This window comes from Cellulomonas sp., from assembly GCF_035634735.1.
GTDB lineage: Bacteria > Actinomycetota > Actinomycetes > Actinomycetales > Cellulomonadaceae > Cellulomonas.
This window is the reverse complement of record NZ_DASQCJ010000109.1, coordinates 17,439-37,240: the sequence shown is the minus strand read 5'-3', so window position 1 is coordinate 37,240 and position 19,802 is coordinate 17,439. Positions and strand designations below refer to the sequence as shown.

Annotated in this window: 15 protein-coding genes and 1 pseudogene; 8 read left to right on the top strand and 8 right to left on the bottom strand. The window is 79.0% G+C overall.

Annotated elements, in window-relative coordinates; translation table 11 throughout:
- Positions 1-1,062, bottom strand: a 1,062-nt coding sequence (locus VER05_RS09900; protein WP_324845188.1) for an MFS transporter, incomplete at its 3' end; no start/stop codon positions are given.
- Positions 1,063-1,203: 141 nt separating this feature from the next.
- Here VER05_RS09900 and VER05_RS09895 point away from each other — a divergent pair.
- The gene (locus tag VER05_RS09895; protein WP_324845187.1) at positions 1,204-1,968 is read left to right on the top strand and encodes a ferritin-like fold-containing protein; all 765 of its coding nucleotides are present in this window, start codon (positions 1,204-1,206) and stop codon (positions 1,966-1,968) included.
- A gap of 86 nt (positions 1,969-2,054) precedes the next feature.
- Here VER05_RS09895 and VER05_RS09890 read toward each other — a convergent pair whose 3' ends face one another.
- Together VER05_RS09890 and VER05_RS09885 are read right to left on the bottom strand one after the other, a co-directional pair.
- Positions 2,055-2,279 (bottom strand): DUF3107 domain-containing protein, encoded by a 225-nt coding sequence (locus tag VER05_RS09890; protein WP_147794234.1) that lies wholly within the window; start codon positions 2,277-2,279, stop codon positions 2,055-2,057.
- A gap of 42 nt (positions 2,280-2,321) precedes the next feature.
- Entirely contained in the window at positions 2,322-3,071 is a 750-nt protein-coding gene (locus tag VER05_RS09885; RefSeq protein WP_324845186.1) for a TetR/AcrR family transcriptional regulator, read from the bottom strand.
- A gap of 145 nt (positions 3,072-3,216) precedes the next feature.
- Here VER05_RS09885 and VER05_RS09880 point away from each other — a divergent pair, with 145 nt between their 5' ends.
- Together VER05_RS09880 and VER05_RS09875 are read left to right on the top strand one after the other, a co-directional pair.
- Positions 3,217-6,690 (top strand): PD-(D/E)XK nuclease family protein, encoded by a 3,474-nt coding sequence (locus VER05_RS09880; protein ID WP_324845185.1) that lies wholly within the window; start codon positions 3,217-3,219, stop codon positions 6,688-6,690.
- Positions 6,687-10,232, top strand: coding sequence for an ATP-dependent DNA helicase (locus VER05_RS09875; RefSeq protein WP_324845184.1), 3,546 nt, complete (start codon positions 6,687-6,689; stop codon positions 10,230-10,232). The genes VER05_RS09880 and VER05_RS09875 overlap by 4 nt, the downstream gene beginning before the upstream one ends.
- Positions 10,233-10,238: 6 nt before the next feature.
- On the opposite strand, the gene VER05_RS09870 is transcribed toward VER05_RS09875, so the two are convergent.
- Positions 10,239-11,174, bottom strand: coding sequence for a phosphotransferase (locus tag VER05_RS09870; protein ID WP_324845183.1), 936 nt, complete (start codon positions 11,172-11,174; stop codon positions 10,239-10,241).
- Between the two features lie 228 nt (positions 11,175-11,402).
- On the opposite strand from VER05_RS09870, the gene nudC reads away from it, so the two are divergent.
- Positions 11,403-12,605, top strand: coding sequence for an NAD(+) diphosphatase (nudC, locus tag VER05_RS09865; protein WP_324845182.1), 1,203 nt, complete (start codon positions 11,403-11,405; stop codon positions 12,603-12,605).
- Between the two features lie 78 nt (positions 12,606-12,683).
- Here the strand turns inward: nudC and VER05_RS09860 are convergent, their stop codons facing one another.
- Positions 12,684-12,950 carry a mycoredoxin gene (locus tag VER05_RS09860; RefSeq protein WP_217616882.1) on the bottom strand — a complete coding sequence of 89 codons (267 nt, stop codon included), beginning with the start codon at positions 12,948-12,950 and terminating at the stop codon, positions 12,684-12,686.
- Between the two features lie 147 nt (positions 12,951-13,097).
- Here VER05_RS09860 and VER05_RS09855 point away from each other — a divergent pair.
- The 3 genes and pseudogenes from VER05_RS09855 to VER05_RS09845 all read left to right on the top strand — a co-directional run bounded on the left by VER05_RS09855 (position 13,098) and on the right by VER05_RS09845 (position 15,983).
- Positions 13,098-15,136: pseudogene (locus VER05_RS09855) on the top strand (ATP-dependent helicase).
- A gap of 155 nt (positions 15,137-15,291) precedes the next feature.
- Positions 15,292-15,495: a hypothetical protein gene (locus VER05_RS09850; RefSeq protein ID WP_324845181.1), complete on the top strand. Its 204-nt coding sequence runs from the start codon at positions 15,292-15,294 to the stop codon at positions 15,493-15,495.
- Positions 15,496-15,635: 140 nt separating this feature from the next.
- Positions 15,636-15,983 carry a WhiB family transcriptional regulator gene (locus VER05_RS09845; RefSeq protein WP_324845180.1) on the top strand — a complete coding sequence of 116 codons (348 nt, stop codon included), beginning with the start codon at positions 15,636-15,638 and terminating at the stop codon, positions 15,981-15,983.
- A 106-nt stretch (positions 15,984-16,089) separates the two neighbouring features.
- Here the strand turns inward: VER05_RS09845 and VER05_RS09840 are convergent, their stop codons facing one another.
- Together VER05_RS09840 and VER05_RS09835 are read right to left on the bottom strand one after the other, a co-directional pair.
- Entirely contained in the window at positions 16,090-17,079 is a 990-nt protein-coding gene (locus VER05_RS09840; RefSeq protein ID WP_324845179.1) for a thiamine biosynthesis protein ThiF, read from the bottom strand.
- 85 nt (positions 17,080-17,164) lie between these two features.
- Positions 17,165-17,323: a DUF5679 domain-containing protein gene (locus VER05_RS09835; RefSeq protein ID WP_147794224.1), complete on the bottom strand. Its 159-nt coding sequence runs from the start codon at positions 17,321-17,323 to the stop codon at positions 17,165-17,167.
- 326 nt (positions 17,324-17,649) lie between these two features.
- On the opposite strand from VER05_RS09835, the gene VER05_RS09830 reads away from it, so the two are divergent.
- Positions 17,650-18,198 (top strand): M48 family metallopeptidase, encoded by a 549-nt coding sequence (locus VER05_RS09830; protein WP_324845191.1) that lies wholly within the window; start codon positions 17,650-17,652, stop codon positions 18,196-18,198.
- A gap of 25 nt (positions 18,199-18,223) precedes the next feature.
- On the opposite strand, the gene VER05_RS09825 is transcribed toward VER05_RS09830, so the two are convergent.
- Positions 18,224-19,711, bottom strand: a complete 1,488-nt coding sequence (locus VER05_RS09825) for a zinc-dependent metalloprotease (RefSeq protein WP_324845178.1) — start codon at positions 19,709-19,711, stop codon at positions 18,224-18,226.
- Between the last annotated feature and the right edge of the window lie 91 nt (positions 19,712-19,802).

Genomic DNA, 19,802 nt, shown 5'->3' with positions numbered 1-19,802 from the left:
GTAGCCGACCCCGGTCGCCGAGGCCAGGGCCGTCATCGCGGCGCCGGTGCGCCCGGCGGGGACGACCCGCTCGCCCAGCGAGAACACGCCGATCATGTACGGCGCGACGGCGAAGCCCAGGACGGCGACCGCGGCGGTCAGCGCGGGCAGCGAGTCGACCAGCAGCAGCGGCCAGGACAGCGCGACGAGCGCGCAGGCGGCGACGAGCACCCGCCGCTCCTGCCCGATCCGCGCCGGGATGAACGCGGTGCCGATGCCGGCGGCCGCGCTGCCGACGCCGAGCACGGCGTGGATCAGGCCCGCGAGGCCGGGCTGGCCCGCCTGGGTCGCGAGCACGGTGGTGCCGGTCTGGGTGGCGCCGAACAGCACGCCGACGGCGGCCTGCGCCACGACGAGCACCGCGAACGCCGGGGTGAGCAGCCGGCCCGCGGGGCGGGTGTGCGGGCCGGTCGCGGTGCGGCGGGCGGTCGGGTGCAGGGCGAACGCGGTGCCGAAGACGGCGAGCAGCACGGCGGCGGTGACGAGCGCGCCGGCGGGGGACAGCCACACGGCGACGACGCCGACCAGCGCCGGGCCGATCGCGAACGACGCCTCGTCGACGGCGCCCTCGTAGGAGAAGGCCGCGTCGACCAGGCGGCGCTGCTCGGGGCCCGTGCCGGCGGTGATCGGCCGCCAGCGGACGCGGGCCAGCGGGCCGACCTGCGGCAGCGCGAGCCCCGTGACGGCGGCGACCGCGACCAGAGCCGCGCCGCCGGCGTCGGCGTGCGCGAGCAGCGTGAGCGCGCCGAGCGACGCCGCGCCCGCGAGCGACTGCACGAGGACCACGGGGCGCTGGCCGAACCGGTCGGCGAGGCCGCCGGCGACCGGCGCGCCGACCGCGTTCACGACGGCGAGCGCGCCCGCGGCGAGGCCACCGAGGCCGTAGGTGCCGGTGGCGGTCGAGACGAGCAGCAGGGTGCCGAGCTGGGCCATCGCCATGGGCAGGCGGCCCAGGAAGGCGACGAGGACGTAGGCCGGGCCGGCCAGGCGGAACAGACGCGCGTAGGCGTTCAGGGCGGACACGAGGGACCCTCCGGGTGCACGAGACGGCGACGCGCCTCCCCGCCTCCAGGTCGCGTCCGATGTCCCTCAACTGGCCCCATCCTAGCCGGGGGCACCCGGCCCGGGCGAGAGCCCCCGCGGCGGCGGCGCTACCCTGGACGGATGACCGAGGTCGCTCACGACGCCCAGCCGCAGGCCCAGCCGCCGGCGCAGCACGCCCCCGAGGCCGCCGACACCGTCGAGCTGCTGGGGCTCGTCGCCCACCTCCAGCACGTCGCGTTCAACCGGCTCGCCGAGGACGCCCGCGTCGCCCCCAGCACCGCCCAGCAGCTCGAGCTCAGCCGGCTCGCCGCCGCCGCGGTCGACCGCCGGGACCGGGTGCTCGCCCGCGTCGTCGAGCTCGGCGGCGAGCCCGAGCGGTGCCTGGGCGCCTACGCCCGGCTGCTCGAGGACTTCGACTCCCGGACGCAGCCCAGCACGTGGTGGGAGCGGCTGCTCCGGTCCTACGTGGCCGACGGCGTCTCCGACGACTTCTGCCGGATCGCGGCGTCCGCCGTCGACGACCGGTCGCGCGCGCTGCTGCTCGAGGTGCTGGACGACGCGGAGCACGCGAACCTCGCGGTCGGCGAGCTCGAGGCCGCCGGCGCCCAGGACGAGGTGCTCGTGTCCCGGCTCGCGCTCTGGGGGCGCCGCCTGGTCGGCGAGGCGCTGGGCGTGGTGCAGCAGGCGATGTCCGCGCACCCCGCGCTGGGCCGCCTGGTGACCCGCCGGGAGGCGGAGGCCCGCTCGGCCGAGGAGGCGGCGGCCGCCCCCGCGCCCGAGGCCCCCGCCGCGCCCGAGGCCGACGGCGCCGCGCCCGCGAAGCTGTTCGGCGAGCTCACCGCGGAGCACACCCGCCGCATGTCCCGCCTGGGGCTGACGGCCTGACGCCCCGGGGCCGCGCGCGCCCCGCAGACGACGACGCCCCGCACCGGAGGACCGGTGCGGGGCGTCGTCGCGTCTGCGGGTGCGGCTCAGATCGCGCCGAAGCCGACGCGGCCCTTCGACTCCGTGCCGATCTCGACGTAGCCGATCGAGGCGGACGGCACGATGACGCGCCGGCCGCGGTTGTCGGTCAGCTCGAGCACCGGCTTGCCGTTCAGGGCCTCGGTGACGGCGGCGGTGACCTCGTCGGCCGTCTGGTCCGACTCGATCACCAGCTCGCGGGGCAGGTTCTGCACACCGATCGTGATGTCCACGCTTCGTCGTCTCCTCGTCCGTCGTGTCGCTGCCCGGTCATCCTAGGCCGGGCGGACGTCCCCGGGGCCGTCGAGCGGGCCGCGTTCGCCCTGGGTGGACACGTCGTCCGGCTCGGCGCCGGGCCCGGGGTCGGGGTCGGCGCCCGGGTCCGCGCCTCCGGGGACGAAGCCGGCGACGCCGCCCCACGCCAGCCGGGCGACGAGCGTGGCCGTGTCCCGCGCCGCGCTGCCGTCCGGCGCCCGCAGCCGGCGGGTCGCGGCCGCCTGGGCCATCGCGGCGACCGAGGGGGCGAGCAGCGCGGCGGTCTCGGGCGGCACCCCGGCCACCTCGGCGAGCACGGACTGCAGCCGGCGGGTCACGGCCTCGGTGGCGCGCTCGACCCGCGCGCGCACCTCCAGGTCGTGCCGCACGTCGGACTCGAACAGCAGGGCCGACGACTCGCCGGCGCCGTCGACGAAGTCCACGTACGCGCGGACCACGCCGGTGAGGATGGCGCGGGCGTCGTGCGGGCGGACCTCGCCCGGCGGGTGCATGGCGACGGCCGCGTCGACGGCGGACAGCAGCTCGTCCCCGCGGGCGTCGACCACCGTCAGGTAGAGGTCGAGCTTGGACGGGAAGTGCCGGTACAGCACCGGCTTGCTCACCTCGGCGCGGTCCGCGATGTCGTCCATCGAGACGTGGTGGAAGCCCTCGGACGTGAACAGCTCCTGGGCGATCGCCAGGACCTGCGCGCGGCGGAGCGCGCGGGGCATGCGCGCCGGGCGTCCGCGGCCGGCGGGGGGCTCGTCCATCGGGCGATGATAGCCACGCCCCGCGGGCGCCCAGCGGGGTGTCCGCGGGCACGCGCGCACCGGCCCGGCGCGCCCCGCCGGCCCGCTCGCGGCGCGCCCCGCCGGCGGGCCCGGGGTGTCGGTGGCGTGTGATGGGATCGGGGCCGTGACCCCGACCCCCGCCGGCCCGCCCCCCGCGGCCGGGCTGCGCCTCGTGCGCCCCGCGCTCGCGGACGTGCCGGCGCCGGTCCGCCTCGGCGCGGACCAGCGGGCCGTGGTCGACCGGGTCGTGGCGGGCGCCGACCCCGCGCTGCTGGTCGTGGGCGCGGCGGGCACCGGCAAGACCCTGCTGGCGGTCGAGGCGGTGGCGGCGGCGCTCGGCGCGGACGACGACGGGCTGTTCCCCTCGCCGGACCTCCCGTCGCCGGACGAGGTGCTGGTGCTGGCGCCGGGGCGCCGCGCGGCGGCCGAGCTGCGCGACCGGATCGGCGCCCGGGTGCGGCGCACGACGGGCCAGGCGATGGTGCGCACCCCGGCCGCCGCGGCGTTCGCGGTGCTGCGGGCGCGGGCGGCGCTGCTGGGCGACCCGGCGCCGACGCTCATCTCGGGCCCGGAGCAGGACCTGGCGCTCGCCGAGCTGCTCGCCGGGCACGCGGCGGGGGAGGGCGTGCCGCTGCGCTGGCCCGACGGCGTGCCGGAGGAGGCGCTGACGCTGCGCGCGTTCCGCGGCGAGCTGCGCGACCTCGTCATGCGCGCGGCCGAGCGCGGCGTCGAGCCCGAGGACCTGGCGGTGCTCGGCGAGCGGCACGGCCGGCCGGAGTGGGTCGCCGCGGCGGGGCTCTACCAGGAGTACGTCGACGTGACGACGCTCCGCGCGGGCACCCCCGACGCCGGCGCGCGGTACGACCCCGCGGTCGTCGTCGAGGAGGCGGCCGAGGTGCTGCGCACCTGGGAGGACGAGCTGCCCGGGCCCCGCCCGCGGTGGCGCCTGGTCGTGGTCGACGACTACCAGGAGGCGACCGAGGCGACGGCGCGGCTGCTGCGGGTGCTGCAGGACGACGGCGCGCGGCTGCTGCTGCTCGCGGACCCGGACGCGGCGGTGCAGACGTTCCGCGGCGCGACGCCGGCGCTGGTCGGGCGGGCGGACGTGGCCGGGACCGGGCCGGGGGAGCTCGGCGCGGCGCGGCTGGTGCTCGACGGCGTGCGGCGGCACGGGCCGGTGCTGCGCGGGGTGGCGGCGCGGGTGGCCGAGCGGGTCGCGGTGGTCGGCGGCGCGGCGCACCGGCGCGCGCTGCCGGTCCCCGGGGCCGGCGCGGCGGCGGCCGGCGGCGTCCCCACGCAGGCCGGCGAGGTGGTCCGGCCGACGCGACAGCCCGCCGCGGGGGACGCGCCGACGCACGCGGGCGAGGCGGGCGCCGCCCCGACGCCGGCCGGCCGCGACGCCGTCCCGCGCGACGTGCTGCGCGCCGCGGTGCTGCCCAGCCCCGCGCAGGAGGCGGCCTGGGTCGCGCACGCCCTGCGTCGCGCCCACCTCGAGGACGGCACGCCGTGGGCCGAGATGGCCGTCATCGCCCGGTCCGGCGGCCAGGTCACCGCGCTGCGCCGCGCGCTCGGGTCCGCCCAGGTCCCGGTCGCGGTGGTCGGCAGCGACGTCCCGCTCCGGGACGAGCCCGCCGTGCGCCCGCTGCTGGACGCCCTGCGGGTCGCGCTCGGCGCGGACGCCGGCGGCTCCGCCCTGGACGCCGAGCTCGCCGCGCGGCTGTGCTGCTCGCCGCTCGGCGGGATGGACGCGGTGGGCCTGCGCCGGCTGCGCCGCAGCCTGCGGGCGGAGGAGGTCGCGCTCGGCGGCGGCCGCGCGAGCGACGAGCTGCTCGTCGAGGTGCTGCTGGACCCGGCGGCCGCGGCCGCGCTGCAGCCGGTCGTGCGCCGGCCGGTGGCCCGGATCGCCACCGTGCTCGCGGCGGGGCGGGACGCCGCGGCCGCGCCCGGCGCCGACGCGCAGGCCGTGCTGTGGGCGATCTGGGACGCGTCCGGCCTGGCCGAGCCGTGGCGGCGGTCGGCGCTCGCGGGCGGCCCGGGCGGCGCCCGCGCGGACCGGGACCTCGACGCCGCGCTCGCCCTGTTCCGGGCGGCCGAGACGTTCGTCGACCGGATGCCGCAGGCCCGCGCCGCCGCGTTCCTCGAGTGGGTCGAGGCGCAGGAGCTGCCGTCCGACACGATCGCCGCGCGCGCCCGCCGGGACGCCGTGTCCGTGCTGACCCCCGCGGGTGCCGCGGGACGGGAGTGGGACGTCGTCGCGGTCGCCGGCGTGCAGGAGGGCGTCTGGCCCGACCTGCGGCTCCGGGACTCGCTGCTCGGCTCCCAGGCGCTGGTCGACGTGCTGGCCGGCCGGGGCGCCGGGCGCGCGGCGGGCGCGGGCGCCGCCCCCGGCGAGGCGCACGCCGCGGCCGAGGCCGGCGCCGCCGCCCGGGCCGCGGTGCTCGCCGACGAGCTCCGCTCCTTCCATGTCGCCGTGTCCCGCGCCCGGCGGGTGCTGCTCGTGACCGCCGTGTCCGACGAGGACGACCAGCCCTCGCCGTTCCTCGACCTGGTCGAGCCGAACGACGAGGACGACGACCCGCGCCGCACCGCGGCGCCGGCGCCGCTCGACCTGCGCGGCCTCGTCGCCCAGCTCCGCGGCCGGCTGGAGCAGTCCGCGCGCGAGGGCGCCCCCGACCCGGAGGCGGCCGCCGTGCTCGCGCGGCTGGCCGACGAGGGCGTGCCGGGCGCGGACCCCGCGGAGTGGCACGGCCTGGCGGACCCGTCGAGCGACGCGCCGCTGTGGGCGGAGGGCGAGCGGGTGCCGGTGTCGCCGTCACGCATCGAGACCGCCGGCACCTGCACGCTGCGCTGGGCCCTGGAGGCGGCCGGCGGCACGGCGCCGAGCAGCGCGCGGCAGTCGCTCGGCACGCTGGTGCACGCGCTCGCGCAGACGCACCCGCGGGGCGGCCGGGAGGCGCTGCTCGCGGAGCTCGACCGGCGGTGGCCGGAGCTCGGGCTCGGGCACGGCTGGCCCGCGACGCTCGAGCGGCGGCGCGCGGAGGCGATGGTCGGGCGGCTCGCGGACTACCTCGAGAAGGCCGGCGAGCCGCTGGCGATCGAGGCGCGGTTCGAGCTCGAGCTCGACCGGGCCGTGGTGCGCGGCACGCTGGACCGGGTCGAGCGCGCCGAGCCGGGCGCGGCACCGGACCCCGACGGCGGGGCGGGCGACGGCGGGCCGGTGCCGGTCCGGGTCGTCGACCTCAAGACCGGCCGGACGGCGCCGTCGGCGCAGGAGGCGACCACCAACCCGCAGCTCGGCGCCTACCAGCTCGCCGTCGACGCCGGCGCGGTCGAGGGGCTGACCCCCGGGGCGGTCAGCGCGGGCGCCCAGCTCGTGTTCGTCTCGGACGTCAACAAGAACAAGGCGGCGCTGCGCGAGCAGCCCGCGCTCGGCCCCGACGCCCCGGACGACCCGTCCTGGGCCCGGACCCACATCGAGGAGGTGGCGGAGCGGATGGCCGCCTCGTCGTTCGCCGCGACCGCGAACCCCCTGTGCGACCGCTGCCCGGTGCGCCGGTCCTGCCCGCTGCGCGACGAGGGCGGGCAGGTGGTCGCGTGACCGCGCCCGCCCTCGCCGCCACGCTGTCGGCCCTGGACATCGCCCGCCTGCTCCGCCGCGACCCGCCGACCGACGAGCAGGTCGCGGTCATCGAGTCGCCCCTGAGCCCGGCGCTGGTCGTCGCGGGCGCCGGCTCCGGCAAGACCGAGACCATGTCCGCCCGCGTCGTCTGGCTGCTCGCCAACGGCCTGGTCGCGCCCGAGGAGGTCCTCGGCCTCACCTTCACCCGCAAGGCGGCCGGCGAGCTCGCCGAGCGCGTGCGCCGCCGGCTGCGGCACCTCGCGCGCGCCGCGGCGGCCGAGGGCGTGCACCTGCCCGGGCTGTCCGTCGCCGAGGACGCGGCGGACGGCGGCGCGGCGCTGCTCACCGTGGCCCGGCCGACCATCTCCACCTACAACGCGTACGCGGCGTCCCTCGTCGGCGACCACGGGCTGCGGATCGGCGTCGAGCCGTCGGCGCGGCTGCTCGGCGAGGCCGCCCAGTGGCAGCTCGCGAGCGAGGTCGTCGAGTCGTGGACCGCCGACCTCGACTCGTCGGCGGCCGTGTCGACGGTGGTGGAGGCGGTGCTGACCCTGTCCGGCGCGCTGGACGAGCACCTGATCGACGCCGACGAGGCGCGCCGCCGCATCGAGGGCATCGTCGACGACATCGAGGCGACCCCGCCCGGCACCCCGCCGCGGCAGCCGTACGCCAAGGTGCGCGAGCTGGTCGGCTCGCTGCGCGAGCGGCAGCGGATGCTCGACCTGGTCGCGGCGTACCGGGAGCGCAAGCGCGCGGCGGACGCCCTCGACTTCGGCGACCAGGTCGCGATCGCCGCCCGGCTGGCCCGGGACGTGCCCGAGGTGGGCGCGGGGGAGCGGGCCCGGTTCCGGGTCGTGCTGCTGGACGAGTACCAGGACACGTCCTACGCGCAGCTCGTGCTGCTGTCCCAGCTGTTCGGCGGCGGGCACCCGGTCACCGCGGTCGGCGACCCGCACCAGTCGATCTACGGGTGGCGCGGCGCCAGCGCGGGCGGCCTCGAGCGGTTCCCGACCGACTTCCCGGACGTCGCCGCCGACGGCGACCGCCGGCCCGCGGCCGTCTACGCGCTGTCGACGTCGTGGCGGAACGACGTCGCGGTGCTCGACGCCGCCAACCACGTCGCCGCGCCGCTGCGCCGGCCGGAGCGGGCGCGGGTCGCCCTGCCGACGCTGGGCGCCCGCCCGGGCGCCGGGCCGGGCGAGGTGATCGCGCACCTCGCCCCGACGCTGGAGGAGGAGGCGCAGGCGGTCGCCGAGTTCGTCGCCGCGCGCTGGCGGCCCGAGGGCGGGCCCGGCGTCGACGGCGGCGCGCCCGCGCCCGGGGGCGGCCGGGTCACCGCGGCCGTGCTGTGCCGCAAGCGCGCGCAGTTCCCGGTGCTGCACCGGGCGCTGCGGGCGGCCGGGCTCCCGGTGGAGGTCGTCGGGCTCGGCGGGCTGCTCAACACGCCCGAGGTGGTCGACGTCGTGGCGCTCCTGCAGGCAGCGCACGACCCGTCGCGCGGCGACGCGCTCATGCGGCTGCTCACCGGGGCGCGGACCATGCTCGGGGCCGCGGACCTGCACGCGCTCGCGGACTGGTCGGCCCACCTGGCACGAGGGCTGGACGCGCGGGCGGCGGCCGCCGTGGCGCGGGACCGGGCGGCGTCGGCGGCGGGTGCGGGCGCGGGCGGCGGCGCGGGCGGCCCGGTCGACGGCGGCACCACCGGGCCCGGCCCGCTCGCGGGCGACGGCGTCGCGATCGACGGCGCCCCGTCCGCGGGGATCCCCGGCGACGGCGCCGCCGAGCCCGCCCCGGTCGTGGCCGACGTGGTCGACGAGCGCAGCATCGTCGACGCGGTCGACTCCCCGCCCCCGCCCGGCTGGCGGAGCCCGGCCGGCCGCGGGCTCACCCCGACGGGCCTGGCCCGGGTCACGGCCGTGGGCGAGGTGCTGCGCGCCGTCCGGCAGCACACCTACCTGTCGCTGCCGGAGCTGGTCGCGCACGCCGAGCGGCTGTGGGGCCTCGACATCGAGGTCGCGTCCCGCGCGGGCGTCGCCCCGGGCCGGGCCCGCGCGCACCTCGACGCGTTCCGCGAGGTCGCCGTGCGGTACGCGGACGCGACCGACGACCCGACCCTCGGCGGGTTCCTCGCGTGGCTGGAGTCGGCCGACGCGCACGAGCACGGCCTCGACATGCCGGTCGCCGAGCCGGACCCGGACGCCGTCCAGCTCATCACCGTGCACGCGGCCAAGGGCCTGGAGTGGGACGCCGTCGCCGTGGCCGGCCTGGTCGACGGCGGGCTGCCCGCCACCCGGACCCAGGGCCCGAACGGCCCGACCGACTCCGCCTGGCTGACCGGCCTCGGCGAGCTGCCCTACCCGCTGCGCGGCGACCGGCACGACCTGCCCGAGCTCGCGTACGCGGGCGCCGCGGACCCGAAGGACCTGGAGGAGCGGCGCAAGCAGTTCCTGCTGGACGCGGGCGAGCACCAGGTCGCCGAGGAGCGCCGGCTGGCCTACGTGGCCTTCACCCGGGCGCGCGCGGCGCTGCTGCTGACCGGCGCGTGGTGGGGCGACGGGTCGCGGGTGCGGCCGCCGTCGCTGTTCCTCACCGAGGTGGTCGACGCGGGGCTGGCGCGGGTCGCCGGCTGGGCCGACCTGCCCGACGAGGGCACCGAGAACCCGCGGACGCAGGAGGCGGCGGGCGCGGTGTGGCCGGCCGACCCGTTCGGCGGCGAGGCCGAGGGCGGGCCGGTGCGCCGGTCCGCGGTGGCGGCGGCCGCGGCGGCGGTGCGCGCCGCGCGGGACGAGCGCGCGGCGGGCGGCGAGGGCGCGGCGCGCCGGACGCCCTGGGACCGTACGGTCGACCTGCTGCTCGCCGAGCGCGCGCTGGAGTCGCGGCCGCGCCCCGAGGTCGAGCTGCCCGCGCACCTGTCCGCGTCCGCCGTCGTCCGGCTGGCCGCGGACAGCGGCGAGTTCGCCCGCGCGCTGCGCCGGCCGGTGCCGAACCGCCCGTCCCCCCAGGCCCGGCGCGGCACCCAGTTCCACGCCTGGGTCGAGGGGTTCTTCGGGTCGCCGGCGCTGGTCGACCTGGACGACCTGCCCGGCGCGGACGACGACTCGGTGCCGGTCGACGCGGACGAGGCCGCCCTGCGCGCCGCGTTCCTCGCGACCCCGTGGGCCGCGCTGGAGCCGGTCGCGGTGGAGGTCGACGTCGAGACCACGGTCGCCGGCTACGTGCTGCGGTCCCGGATCGACGCGGTGTTCCGCGACCCCGACCGCCCGGGGGACCGGGACGCGGTGGTCGTCGTCGACTGGAAGACCGGCGCCCCGCCGGGCGACCCGGCCGCCACGGCGGTGCGGGAGCTGCAGCTCGCCGTGTACCGGCTGGCGTGGTCCCGGTGGACGGGCACGCCGCTCGACCGGGTCAGCGCCGCGTTCTGCTACGTCGGCGCGGGCCGCACGGTCCGCCCGGAGCGCCTGCTGGGCGCGGACGAGATCGAGCGCCTGCTCCTGGCCGCCACGGACGCCCCGCCGGCCTGACGCGGGTCAGAGCGGGGCGGCGCCCGGCTCGGCCACGTCGCGGGTCTGCTCGTCCAGCTCGTCCAGCATCTGCACGGCGTCCGCGACCACCTCGTCGTCGCCGGACCGCACGCCGTAGAGCAGCCACCGCGCCAGCGCGAGCTCGCCGGCGAGCAGCGCCCGGTCGGCGAGGTGCGGGTCGGTGAGCTCGGTGCGGCGCAGCTGGTACGCCTCCATGATCGAGTCGACCGAGTCCTGCGGGGCGGCGACGAGCAGCCACGCGAGGTCGTCGGCGGGGTCGGCGACCTTGGCCTCGCCCCACGAGGTCACCCCGGTCACGGCCCCGTCGGCCACGAGCACGTGGTCGGCCGACAGGTCGCCGTGCACGACGACCGGCGCGAACTTCCACACGGCGACGTCCTCGAGCCGCTCCTCCCACCGGCGCAGCAGCGTGGCGGGCACCCGGCCGGTGCGGGCGGCCTCGTCGACCTCCGCGAGCCGGCGCGCGCGGTAGGTGGCGGCGTCGTAGACCGGCAGGCCCGCGTCCTCGACGAGCGCCACGGGCAGCTCGTGCAGCGCGGCGATCGAGCGGCCGAGCGAGGCGGCGACCCCGGGGCCCGGCGCGACGCGCTCGAGGTCGACCGGGCGGCCCGGGAGCTCGCGGTGCACGACCACGCGGCCGCCCTCCTCGAGCGGCGCGGCGCCGGCGACCCGCGGCACGTCGAACGGCAGCTTCCCGGCGTCCACCTGGTCGCCGAGGGCGGTCAGCAGCACCAGCTCGGCCTCCAGCGCGGCGCCCGCGGCGGCGTTCCGCGGCGCGCGGACCACCCAGTGCCGGCGCTGCCCGTCGGTCACCAGGGCGACGTCGTCGTCCCCCGCCGCCGCGGCGGCCCGCACCTCGCGGGCGTCGAAGCCCGGGACGGCGACGGTCGCGAGAGCGGCGAGAGCAAGGGGAGAACGCACCGTCCCAGGGTAGGACCCCGGCGCGCCCGCGGCCGGTCCGCGCGGCGCCGGGCGTGTCACCGCGCGGTCACCCCGCGGGCACCCGGGCCGCCGCCGGCCGGTCGCGCCTCGTCCCCGGCGCGCGCCGTCCGGCCCTGCCGCCGGGCGCGCGCCGGACGTGGCGCGCCTCGCACCGGTCCCGGCCGGCCGTCGACTGCGACCGGCGCGCGCGGCGCGTACGGTGGCGACGTGTTCGCCTCCGACCTCCCTCTGTCGCGGACGGTCACGGACCGGGCCGCGGACCTCCGCGGTGACGAGAACCTGCTGCCCGCGCTGCTCGACGACGCCTCCACCCGCGTGCTGCTGGTCTCCGGCGGCCGGGTCGTGACCCGCCGCCGCGGCCGCCGGCCGGCGCTCGCGCTGTACACCCCGCAGGAGGCGGCGCTGCGGGCGCCGAGCTCGTCGCTGGCGGAGCGGTGGGCGTTCCTCGGCTACGACGACGCGGACCGGGTGCCCGGCGTCGCGCCCGGCGAGACCCGGCCCGAGGGCCCGGCGTACCTGGCGCACCACGTGCCGGAGGGCGGGGCCGCGGCGCTGCCCGCGGGCGACGAGTGGACCGCGCTCCGCGAGGTCGGCGGCGAGCTGTCGGCGCGGGACGCGGGCCTGGCGACGGCCGCCGTCGCGCTCTACGAGTGGCACGTCCGGTACCCGCGCTGCCCGCGCTGCGGCGCGGAGACGCAGCCGGTGTCGAGCGGCTGGGTGCGCCGCTGCCCGGTCGACGGCACGGACCACTACCCGCGGACGGACCCCGCGGTGATCATGGCGGTCGTCGACGAGGACGACCGGCTGCTGCTCGCCAACTCGGCGGCGTGGCCGACGCACCGGTTCTCGACGCTCGCGGGGTTCGTGGAGCCGGGGGAGTCGGTCGAGCACGCGATCCGCCGGGAGGCGCGCGAGGAGACCGCCGTCGTCGTCGGCGAGGTCGAGTACCGGGGCAGCCAGCCGTGGCCGTTCCCCGCGTCGCTCATGCTGGGCTTCCGCGCCCGGGCGCTGTCCACCGAGATCACGGTCGACGGCGACGAGCTGCGCGCCGCGCGCTGGTTCGACCGGGACACCCTGCGCGCCGAGGTGGAGAGCGGCTCCGTGGTGCTGCCGCCGGGGACGTCGATCGCCCGGGCGCTCATCGAGGACTGGTTCGGCGGGCCGCTGCCCACCGACCCGCTGCGGGACGGCTGGAGCCGCGGGGCGGTGCCGCCGGTGGAGCAGGCCGCGCCGTCGCGGTCCTCCGCGACCGCCGCACCCGCGCCGGTCGCCGAGCCGGCCCCGGCCGACGCGGCCCCGCGCGCCGCCGAGCCCGAGCCCGCCCCCGCCGCGCAGCCGCCCGCCACCCGGCGCCAGGGCCGGCGCGCCGCCCCGGCCCCCGCGGACGAGGGCCCGCTCGGCACGCGCTGAGCGGCGCGGTGCCGGGCGGGCCCTCGGGTCCGGGTGCTGCGGGGTGCGCGGGATGCGGCCGGGCCGCGGCGCCCCGGGTCAGGCGCCGAGGCGCTCGCGGACCTGCACCAGCGACGGGTTCGTGGCGGCGGAGCCGTCCGGGAACAGCACGGTCGGCACGGTCTGGTTGCCGCCGTTCACCTGCTCGACGAACGCCGCGGCGTCCGGCAGCTGCTCGATGTCGACCTCGGTGTACGCGATGCCCGCGGAGTCGAGCTGCGTCTTGAGCCGGCGGCAGTAGCCGCACCAGGTGGTCGAGTACATCGTCACGGTGCCCTCGGCGGGCAGGTCCTGCGTGGTCGTCATCGTCTGCCTTCGCATGGTCGGTGTCGCGTCACCGGTCTGAACGCCCGGCGCCCGCAGGATCATCCCGGACGCGTCCGGGAGCGCGCGCCCGGGCCCCTGGGGACCGCCGTCCCGGTGTGTCGGCGGGAGGTGCGAGGATCGTCCGCGATGCCTGCCGACGACCTCCTCGACGCCCTCGACCCGGACCAGCGGGAGGTCGCGCGCGCCCTCACCGGACCGGTGTGCGTCCTGGCCGGCGCGGGCACCGGCAAGACGCGCGCGATCACCCACCGGATCGCCTACGGCGTCCGCACCGGGGTCTACGCGCCGACCAGCGTGCTCGCCGTGACGTTCACCGCACGCGCGGCGGGGGAGATGCGCACCCGGCTGCGCGACCTCGGCGTCGCGGGCGTGCAGGCGCGCACGTTCCACTCGGCCGCGCTGCGCCAGCTGCGGTACTTCTGGCCCAAGGTCGTGGGCGGGCCCTCGCCGCAGGTCCTGGCGCAGAAGGCGCCGGTCGTCGCGGACGCCTGCCACCGGCTGGGGCTGTCCGTCGACCGGGTGTCGGTCCGCGACCTCGCGTCGGAGATCGAGTGGGCCAAGGTCTCCCGGATCACCGCGGAGGACTACGTGCGCGCCGCGGCGGCCGCGGACCGCCCCGCGCCCGCCGGCCACGACCACCACGTCGTCGCCCGGCTCATCACCGCGTACGAGGACGCCAAGGACGCGCGCGGCGTCATGGACATGGAGGACATCCTCTGGCTGCTGTCGGGGATGCTGGTGGAGAACCGCGCCGTCGCGGACGAGATCCGGCACCAGTACCGCCGGTTCGTCGTCGACGAGTACCAGGACATCTCGCCGCTGCAGAAGTTCCTGCTCGACCAGTGGCTCGGCGGCCGGGACGAGCTGTGCGTCGTCGGCGACCCGAGCCAGACCATCTACTCGTTCGCGGGCGCGACGCCGCACTACCTCACCCGGTTCACCGCCGAGCACCCGGAGGCGCAGGTCGTCCGGCTGGTGCGGGACTACCGGTCCACCCGCAGGTCGTCGGCCTGGCCAACGAGGTCCTGCGCCGCGCCCCGAAGGACCGGGCGGCCCGCTGGGAGCCGCTCGAGCTGATCGCGCAGCGCCCGTCCGCCGGGCCGGTGCGGTTCGCGGTCTACGACGACGACGAGGCCGAGGCCGCCGGCGTCGCCACGCGGATCGGCCGGCTGATCGCCGCGGGCACCCGCCCGAGCGAGATCGCCGTGCTGTACCGGACCAACGCGCAGTCCGAGGCGTTCGAGCAGGCGCTCGCGCACCAGGGGATCGGCTACGTGCTCCGCGGGGGCGAGCGGTTCTTCCAGCGCAAGGAGGTCCGGGACGCGATCGTGCGGCTGCGCGGCGCCGCGGTGGCGGCGGAGGCCGACGTCCCGATGACCGAGACCGTGCGGGACGCGCTGCGGTCGGCGGGCTGGACCGACGAGCCGCCCGCGGCCCGCGGCGCGTCGCGCGAGCGCTGGGACACGCTGCACGCGCTCGTGACGCTCGCGGACGACCTGGCCGCGGCCGCGGAGCGCGCGGGCACGCGCGCGACGGTGCAGGACCTCATCGCGGACCTGGACGAGCGCGCCGCCGCCCAGCACGCCCCGACCGTCGAGGGCGTGACGCTGGCGTCCCTGCACGCCGCCAAGGGCCTGGAGTGGGACGCGGTGTTCCTCGCCGGGCTGAGCGAGGGCCTGGTGCCGTGGGCGTCGGCCGACACCTCCGCCGACCTCGCGGAGGAGCGCCGGCTGCTCTACGTGGGCATCACCCGCGCCCGGCAGCACCTCGAGCTGTCCTACGGCCGGTCCCGCACCCCCGGCGGCCGGGCGACCCGGCGGCGCTCGCGGTTCCTCGACGGCCTGTGGCCGCAGGAGGGGCGCGCCCGGTTCGGCGACGGCCGGCCGCGCGCCGTGCCGCGGCTCACCGGGGAGGTCGACGGCGAGCTGCTGGCCGCCCTGCACGCCTGGCGGGCCGACCTGGCGCGGGCGACGTCGAAGCCCGCGTACACGGTGCTCGGCGACGCGACGCTGTCGGCCATCGCCGAGCTGCGGCCGGCGAGCGTCCCGGAGCTGGCGCGGGTCCAGGGGATCGGCCCGGCCAAGATCGACCGGTACGGGCCCGACCTGCTGGCCATCGTGGCAGGTCGCAGGCCCGCGACGGGCGAGGCGGCGGCGGCCGGCTGATCGGCCGATCGGGGGACGGGAGAAACTCGTCGGAAAAACTCTCGGTAAATCGGTTGTGCCGCCCGCGAGGGCCCCTCTACGGTGAACGAGTCCTGCTGGAAGGCCGTGCTGCGCGAAGCGGCGGCGGCCCGATGACGAGAAGGAGGTGTGGTGCTGTGAAGAACATGATCGACGAGTTCGGCGTCGGCGCGATCGCGCTGCCGTTCCAGGCACCCACCTCCGGCCAGCACCAGGGGACCGCTGTGTCCCCGGCCGCCCCGGGCACGGGCATCCGTGGCTTCGGCGGCACCGGTCTCCGGCTGCGTGCGCGCGATCTCTCGTCCCGCTCCGACTCCGCCCCAGGAGGACCGGTCATCTGAGTCGATGACCAGCCCGTCCAGGCCGCGGAGTCCACCGGATTCCGCGGCCTTCGTCTTCCCCGGCACCTGCAGGGGGGGGCGAGGCAGCTGCGGATCCACCGCCACCTCGCTCAACCCGCAAGTCATTTCAGGAGGACATCGTGCGGCTCACGACGCTGCTCGACACGGTCAACCAGGGCGGATCCGGTCCCTGGCCGCCCGCCTCGACGCCCGCCGTCACCGATGCGCAGTTCGACGCCCTGGTCGCGGGCCTCATCCCGTGCCGGTCCAACGACCCCGAGCTCTGGTTCGCCGAGCGGACCGCCGAGGTCGAGCAGGCCAAGGCGCTCTGCCGCACCTGCCCGCTGCTCGAGGGCTGCCTCGCCGGCGCCGTCGAGCGGCAGGAGCCCTGGGGCGTGTGGGGCGGCGAGGTGTTCGTCGGCGGCCAGGTCGTCGCGGTCAAGCGCGGCCGCGGCCGGCCGCGCAAGGACGCCAGCCCGGCGGCCTGACCACCACCCGCGGGCCCGGCGCCCGGTCCGAGCGACCGGGGCCGGGCCCGCCCCACGTCCGGGGCCGGACGGCGGCCGGTCCCGCCGCCCGGCCCGCCAGCGTCGCTCAGCCGACCAGCGCCGCGCACCCGCAGTCGGGGTGCGCCGCCCACCGGCGCAGCCGCGGGGCGACGGCCGGCACCGCGATCTCGTACTGCGCGCCCGCCGTCCGCGGCGCGCCGCCGTCCAGGTGCGCCAGCACCTCCGCCGCGGCGAGCCCGCCGGCCACCACGGCCAGCGCTGCCGGCGGCTCGGCCGCGCCGGCGCCCGCCCGCGGCGCGACCAGCTGCGCGAGCACCACGGGCCACGCCGGGTCGGCGGCCGCGCGGTGCAGGTCCAGGCAGCGCAGGCAGGGCAGCGGCGGTTCCCCGGCGCGCGCCGGCCGGACGAACGGTCCCACCAGGGCGTCCGCCTCCCGCGTGACCACGGGCAGGTGCGGCAGGTCCGCGCCCAGCAGCGTGAGCGCCGTCGCCGGGTCCGGCGCGTCGGCGGCGACCGTGACGACCGCGTCCGGCGGGTCGGCCAGCAGCCGGCCCGGGCCGCGCGGCACCCGGACGCGCGCCCGCGGGGCGAGCCGGCGCAGCACGCCGGAGAGGGCCGCGGCCCGGTCCGGCCCGGCGGCCACGTCCTCGGGCCCGGGCGCGCGCTCGTCGTCGAGCAGCAGCGTCCCGACGCCCGCGACCGCGAGCGTGGTCGCGACCGCGGACCCGGCGCGGCCGAGGCCCAGCACGGCCACCGTCGCGCGGGAGCGCCGCCGCACGGCCTCGACGCCGTCGCCGTCGGCACGCACCAGCCCGTGCGCCAGCGCCTCGGGCCGCAGGTCCGGCCGGACCCGTCGCGCGCGGGCCGGGCCCGGGCGCAGCAGCCCCGCGGTGCGGAGCGCGTCGAGCGCGGGGGCGGGGAGGGCGTCGTCGACGCGGCGGTCGCCGGTGCGGAGCAGGCGCTCGGCCCGCTCGGGGCTCAGCCCCGCGACCCGCACCGCCCAGCGCGGGTCGAGGCCCACCTGGACCTCGTCGGTCGCGCGCCGCAGCACGCGGAGTCCCTGCCGGAGCTGCACGGTGCCCCACCCCCGTCCTGTCGAGTGCCACCACCGTGGCACCCCGGGCGGGGGCGGACGCCGTCGTCCACAGGTCGGGTTCTGCTCAGGCCTTGCCGAGGATCCGGTTCAGCTTGGTGCTGCACACGGGGCAGGTGGCCTTGGCCATCCGGCGACCCGACTCCGAGACGACGACCTCACCCTCGGCCTGGCGCTTCTCCTTGCACTTCACGCAGTAGAACTCGCCGGCGTAGGTCTCGGCCATGTCTGTCTCCTCGGATCGGTTCGACGGCGCCGCGTCCCGGCGCCCGGGCCAGTATCCACGCCGTGCGGGGGTCGCGGGAGGGTTCCGCCCGCCCGTCGTGCGGCAGATGCCCCAGATCAGGGCGCCGAACCGCTACGGTGCTGGACGTGCAGCCGTCGCGGGAGCACCCCCGGAGGCCGGTCGACCCGGTGCGCTCGGCCGCGCCCGCGCCCGCCGCGGCCGCCGCCCCGCGGCCCGCCTCCGACGCCCGCGCGGCGAGCGGGCCCGCCGCCGTCCCCGCGCCCGACGGCGCCGCCGACGGCGACCCCCGGCTCGGCCCGGTCGAGGTGCGCCGGTCCCGCCGCCGGTCCCGCACCGTCACCGCGTACCGCGAGGGCGGCCGGACGATCGTGGCCATCCCGGCGCGGTTCACCCGCGCGCAGGAGCGCGAGTGGGTGCGCCGCATGCTCGACCGGCTCGCCACGCAGGAGCAGCGCCGCCGCCCGTCGGACGACCAGCTGGTGCGCCGCGCCGCGGAGCTGAACCAGCGCTACCTCGGCGGGCGCGCCGTGCCGTCGAGCGTCCGGTGGTCCGGCAACCAGGGCCGGCGCTGGGGCTCGTGCAGCGTGGGGGACGGCAGCATCCGGCTGTCCGACCGGCTGCGCGGCATGCCGCAGTGGGTCACGGACTACGTGCTGCTGCACGAGCTCGCGCACCTGCTGCACGCCGGCCACGGGCCGGAGTTCTGGGCCGAGCTCGAGGCCTACCCGCGCACCGAGCGGGCGCGGGGGTTCCTCGAGGGCTACTCGTTCGCGGAGCGCGCGCCGGGCGACGGCGACGCCGACGCCGGCGATCCCGTCGCCGAGGAGGACGCGGCCGACCCCGAGGCGGACTGACCGCCCCGGGACCCGCGCGGGCTGCTCAGCGCGCCGGCTCGTCGCCGCCGTCGGCGGCCCCGGTCCCGCCCTCGGCCGGCCCGTCCCCGGCGGACCCGCCGTCCGGGGCGTCGCCGTCGGCGGCGCCGTCGCCGTCGCCCAGGATCTCCGCCAGCGCCCGGTCCAGGTCCGCGTGCTCGCCCTCGGCCGCGGTCCGGCGCCCGGCGTACCCGGCCGGGTCGTCCAGGTCCTCGGCCGTCGGCAGCAGGTCGGGGTGGTCCCACACGGCGTCGCGCGCCTGCGGCCCCTGCTCGCGGGCGATGCGCGCCCACAGCGCGGCGGCGTCCCGGGACCGGCGCGGGCGCAGCTCCAGCCCGACCAGCGTCGCGAACGTCTGCTCCGCGGGCCCGCCGGCCGCGCGGCGGCGGCGGATCATCTCGCGCAGCGCGACGCTGTGCGGGAGGTGGGGGAGGGCCGCCGTCGCGACGACCTCGTCCACCCAGCCCTCGACCAGCGCGAGCGCGGTCTCCAGCCGGGCGAGCACGGCGCGCTGCTCGGGCGTCGTCTGTGGCGCGAACACGCCGGAGGAGAGCGCGCCCTGCAGCGCGGTCGGGTCCGTGGGGTCGATGGCCCGCACCGACTCCTCGAGGCTCTCGACGTCGATGGTGATGCCGCGGGCGTAGGCGTCGACGGCCGCGAGCAGGTGGCCGCGCAGCCAGGTGACGTGCGTGAACAGCCGGGCGTGCGCCGCCTCGCGGAGCGCGAGGAACAGCCGCACCTCCTCCAGCGGGATCTCCAGGCCGTCGGCGAACTCGGCGACGTTCCCGGGCACGAGCGCGGTGGCGGGCTCGGCGACCAGCGGCAGGCCGGTGTCGGTCAGCCCGAACACCTCGCGGGACAGCGAGCCGGCCGCCTGGCCGACCTGCATGCCGAACACCAGCGCGCCGAGCTGGCGCATCATCGCGGCGGGGTCGAGGCCGCCGGCCCCGAGCCCGGCGGGCAGGTCGACGCCCTCGGGCAGCTGGTCGGCGAGCGTCGCGGCCAGGGCGGTCGACATGGACGTCGCGACCGGCTCCGTCAGGGTGCGCCAGGTCGGCAGCGTCTGCTCGACCCACTCGGAGCGGGACAGGGCGCGGACGTGCCCGCCGGCGGGCGGCAGGTCGGTGGCCGCGTCGAGCCACAGCTCCGCGACGCCCAGCGCCTCGGTCGCCTGGCGCTGCTCGGCCGGGCTCAGGGTCGGGTCGCCGCCGGTGACCGCCACCTGGCGGGCCATGTCGTGCGCGACGTCCCAGTTGACCGGGCCGTCGCCGCTCGACGCCAGCATCCGCTGGACCTGGGCGATCACCTGGTTCATCAGCATGGGGTCGTCGGGCAGGCCGGACGCGCGGGCCATCTCCGCGGGGTCGAGGCCCTGCTCGCGCATCTGGCGCAGCGCCTCGTCCGCGCCCGGGCCGAACATCTGGCGCAGCATCTGCTCCCAGGCGGCGCCGTCGGAGGGCTCGCCGGGCTGGCGCGCGGTGGGGTCGTCGGTCATCTCGGTGCTCCCGGGCTCGTCGTGGTGCCACCGTAACCACACCCCCGCGCGGCGGGACCCGGTCGTCACGCCCGGTTCGCTGAGGGCGCAC

Bases quoted from the DNA above. Each gene is read 5' to 3' on its own strand.
- VER05_RS09885 (WP_324845186.1), bottom strand. From the start codon at position 3,071: ATGGACGAGCCCCCCGCCGGCCGCGGACGCCCGGCGCGCATGCCCCGC.
- VER05_RS09835 (WP_147794224.1), bottom strand. From the start codon at position 17,323: ATGGCCGAGACCTACGCCGGCGAGTTCTACTGCGTGAAGTGCAAGGAG.
- VER05_RS09825 (WP_324845178.1), bottom strand. From the start codon at position 19,711: ATGACCGACGACCCCACCGCGCGCCAGCCCGGCGAGCCCTCCGACGGC.
- VER05_RS09895 (WP_324845187.1), top strand. From the start codon at position 1,204: ATGACCGAGGTCGCTCACGACGCCCAGCCGCAGGCCCAGCCGCCGGCG.
- VER05_RS09860 (WP_217616882.1), bottom strand. From the start codon at position 12,950: ATGACGACCACGCAGGACCTGCCCGCCGAGGGCACCGTGACGATGTAC.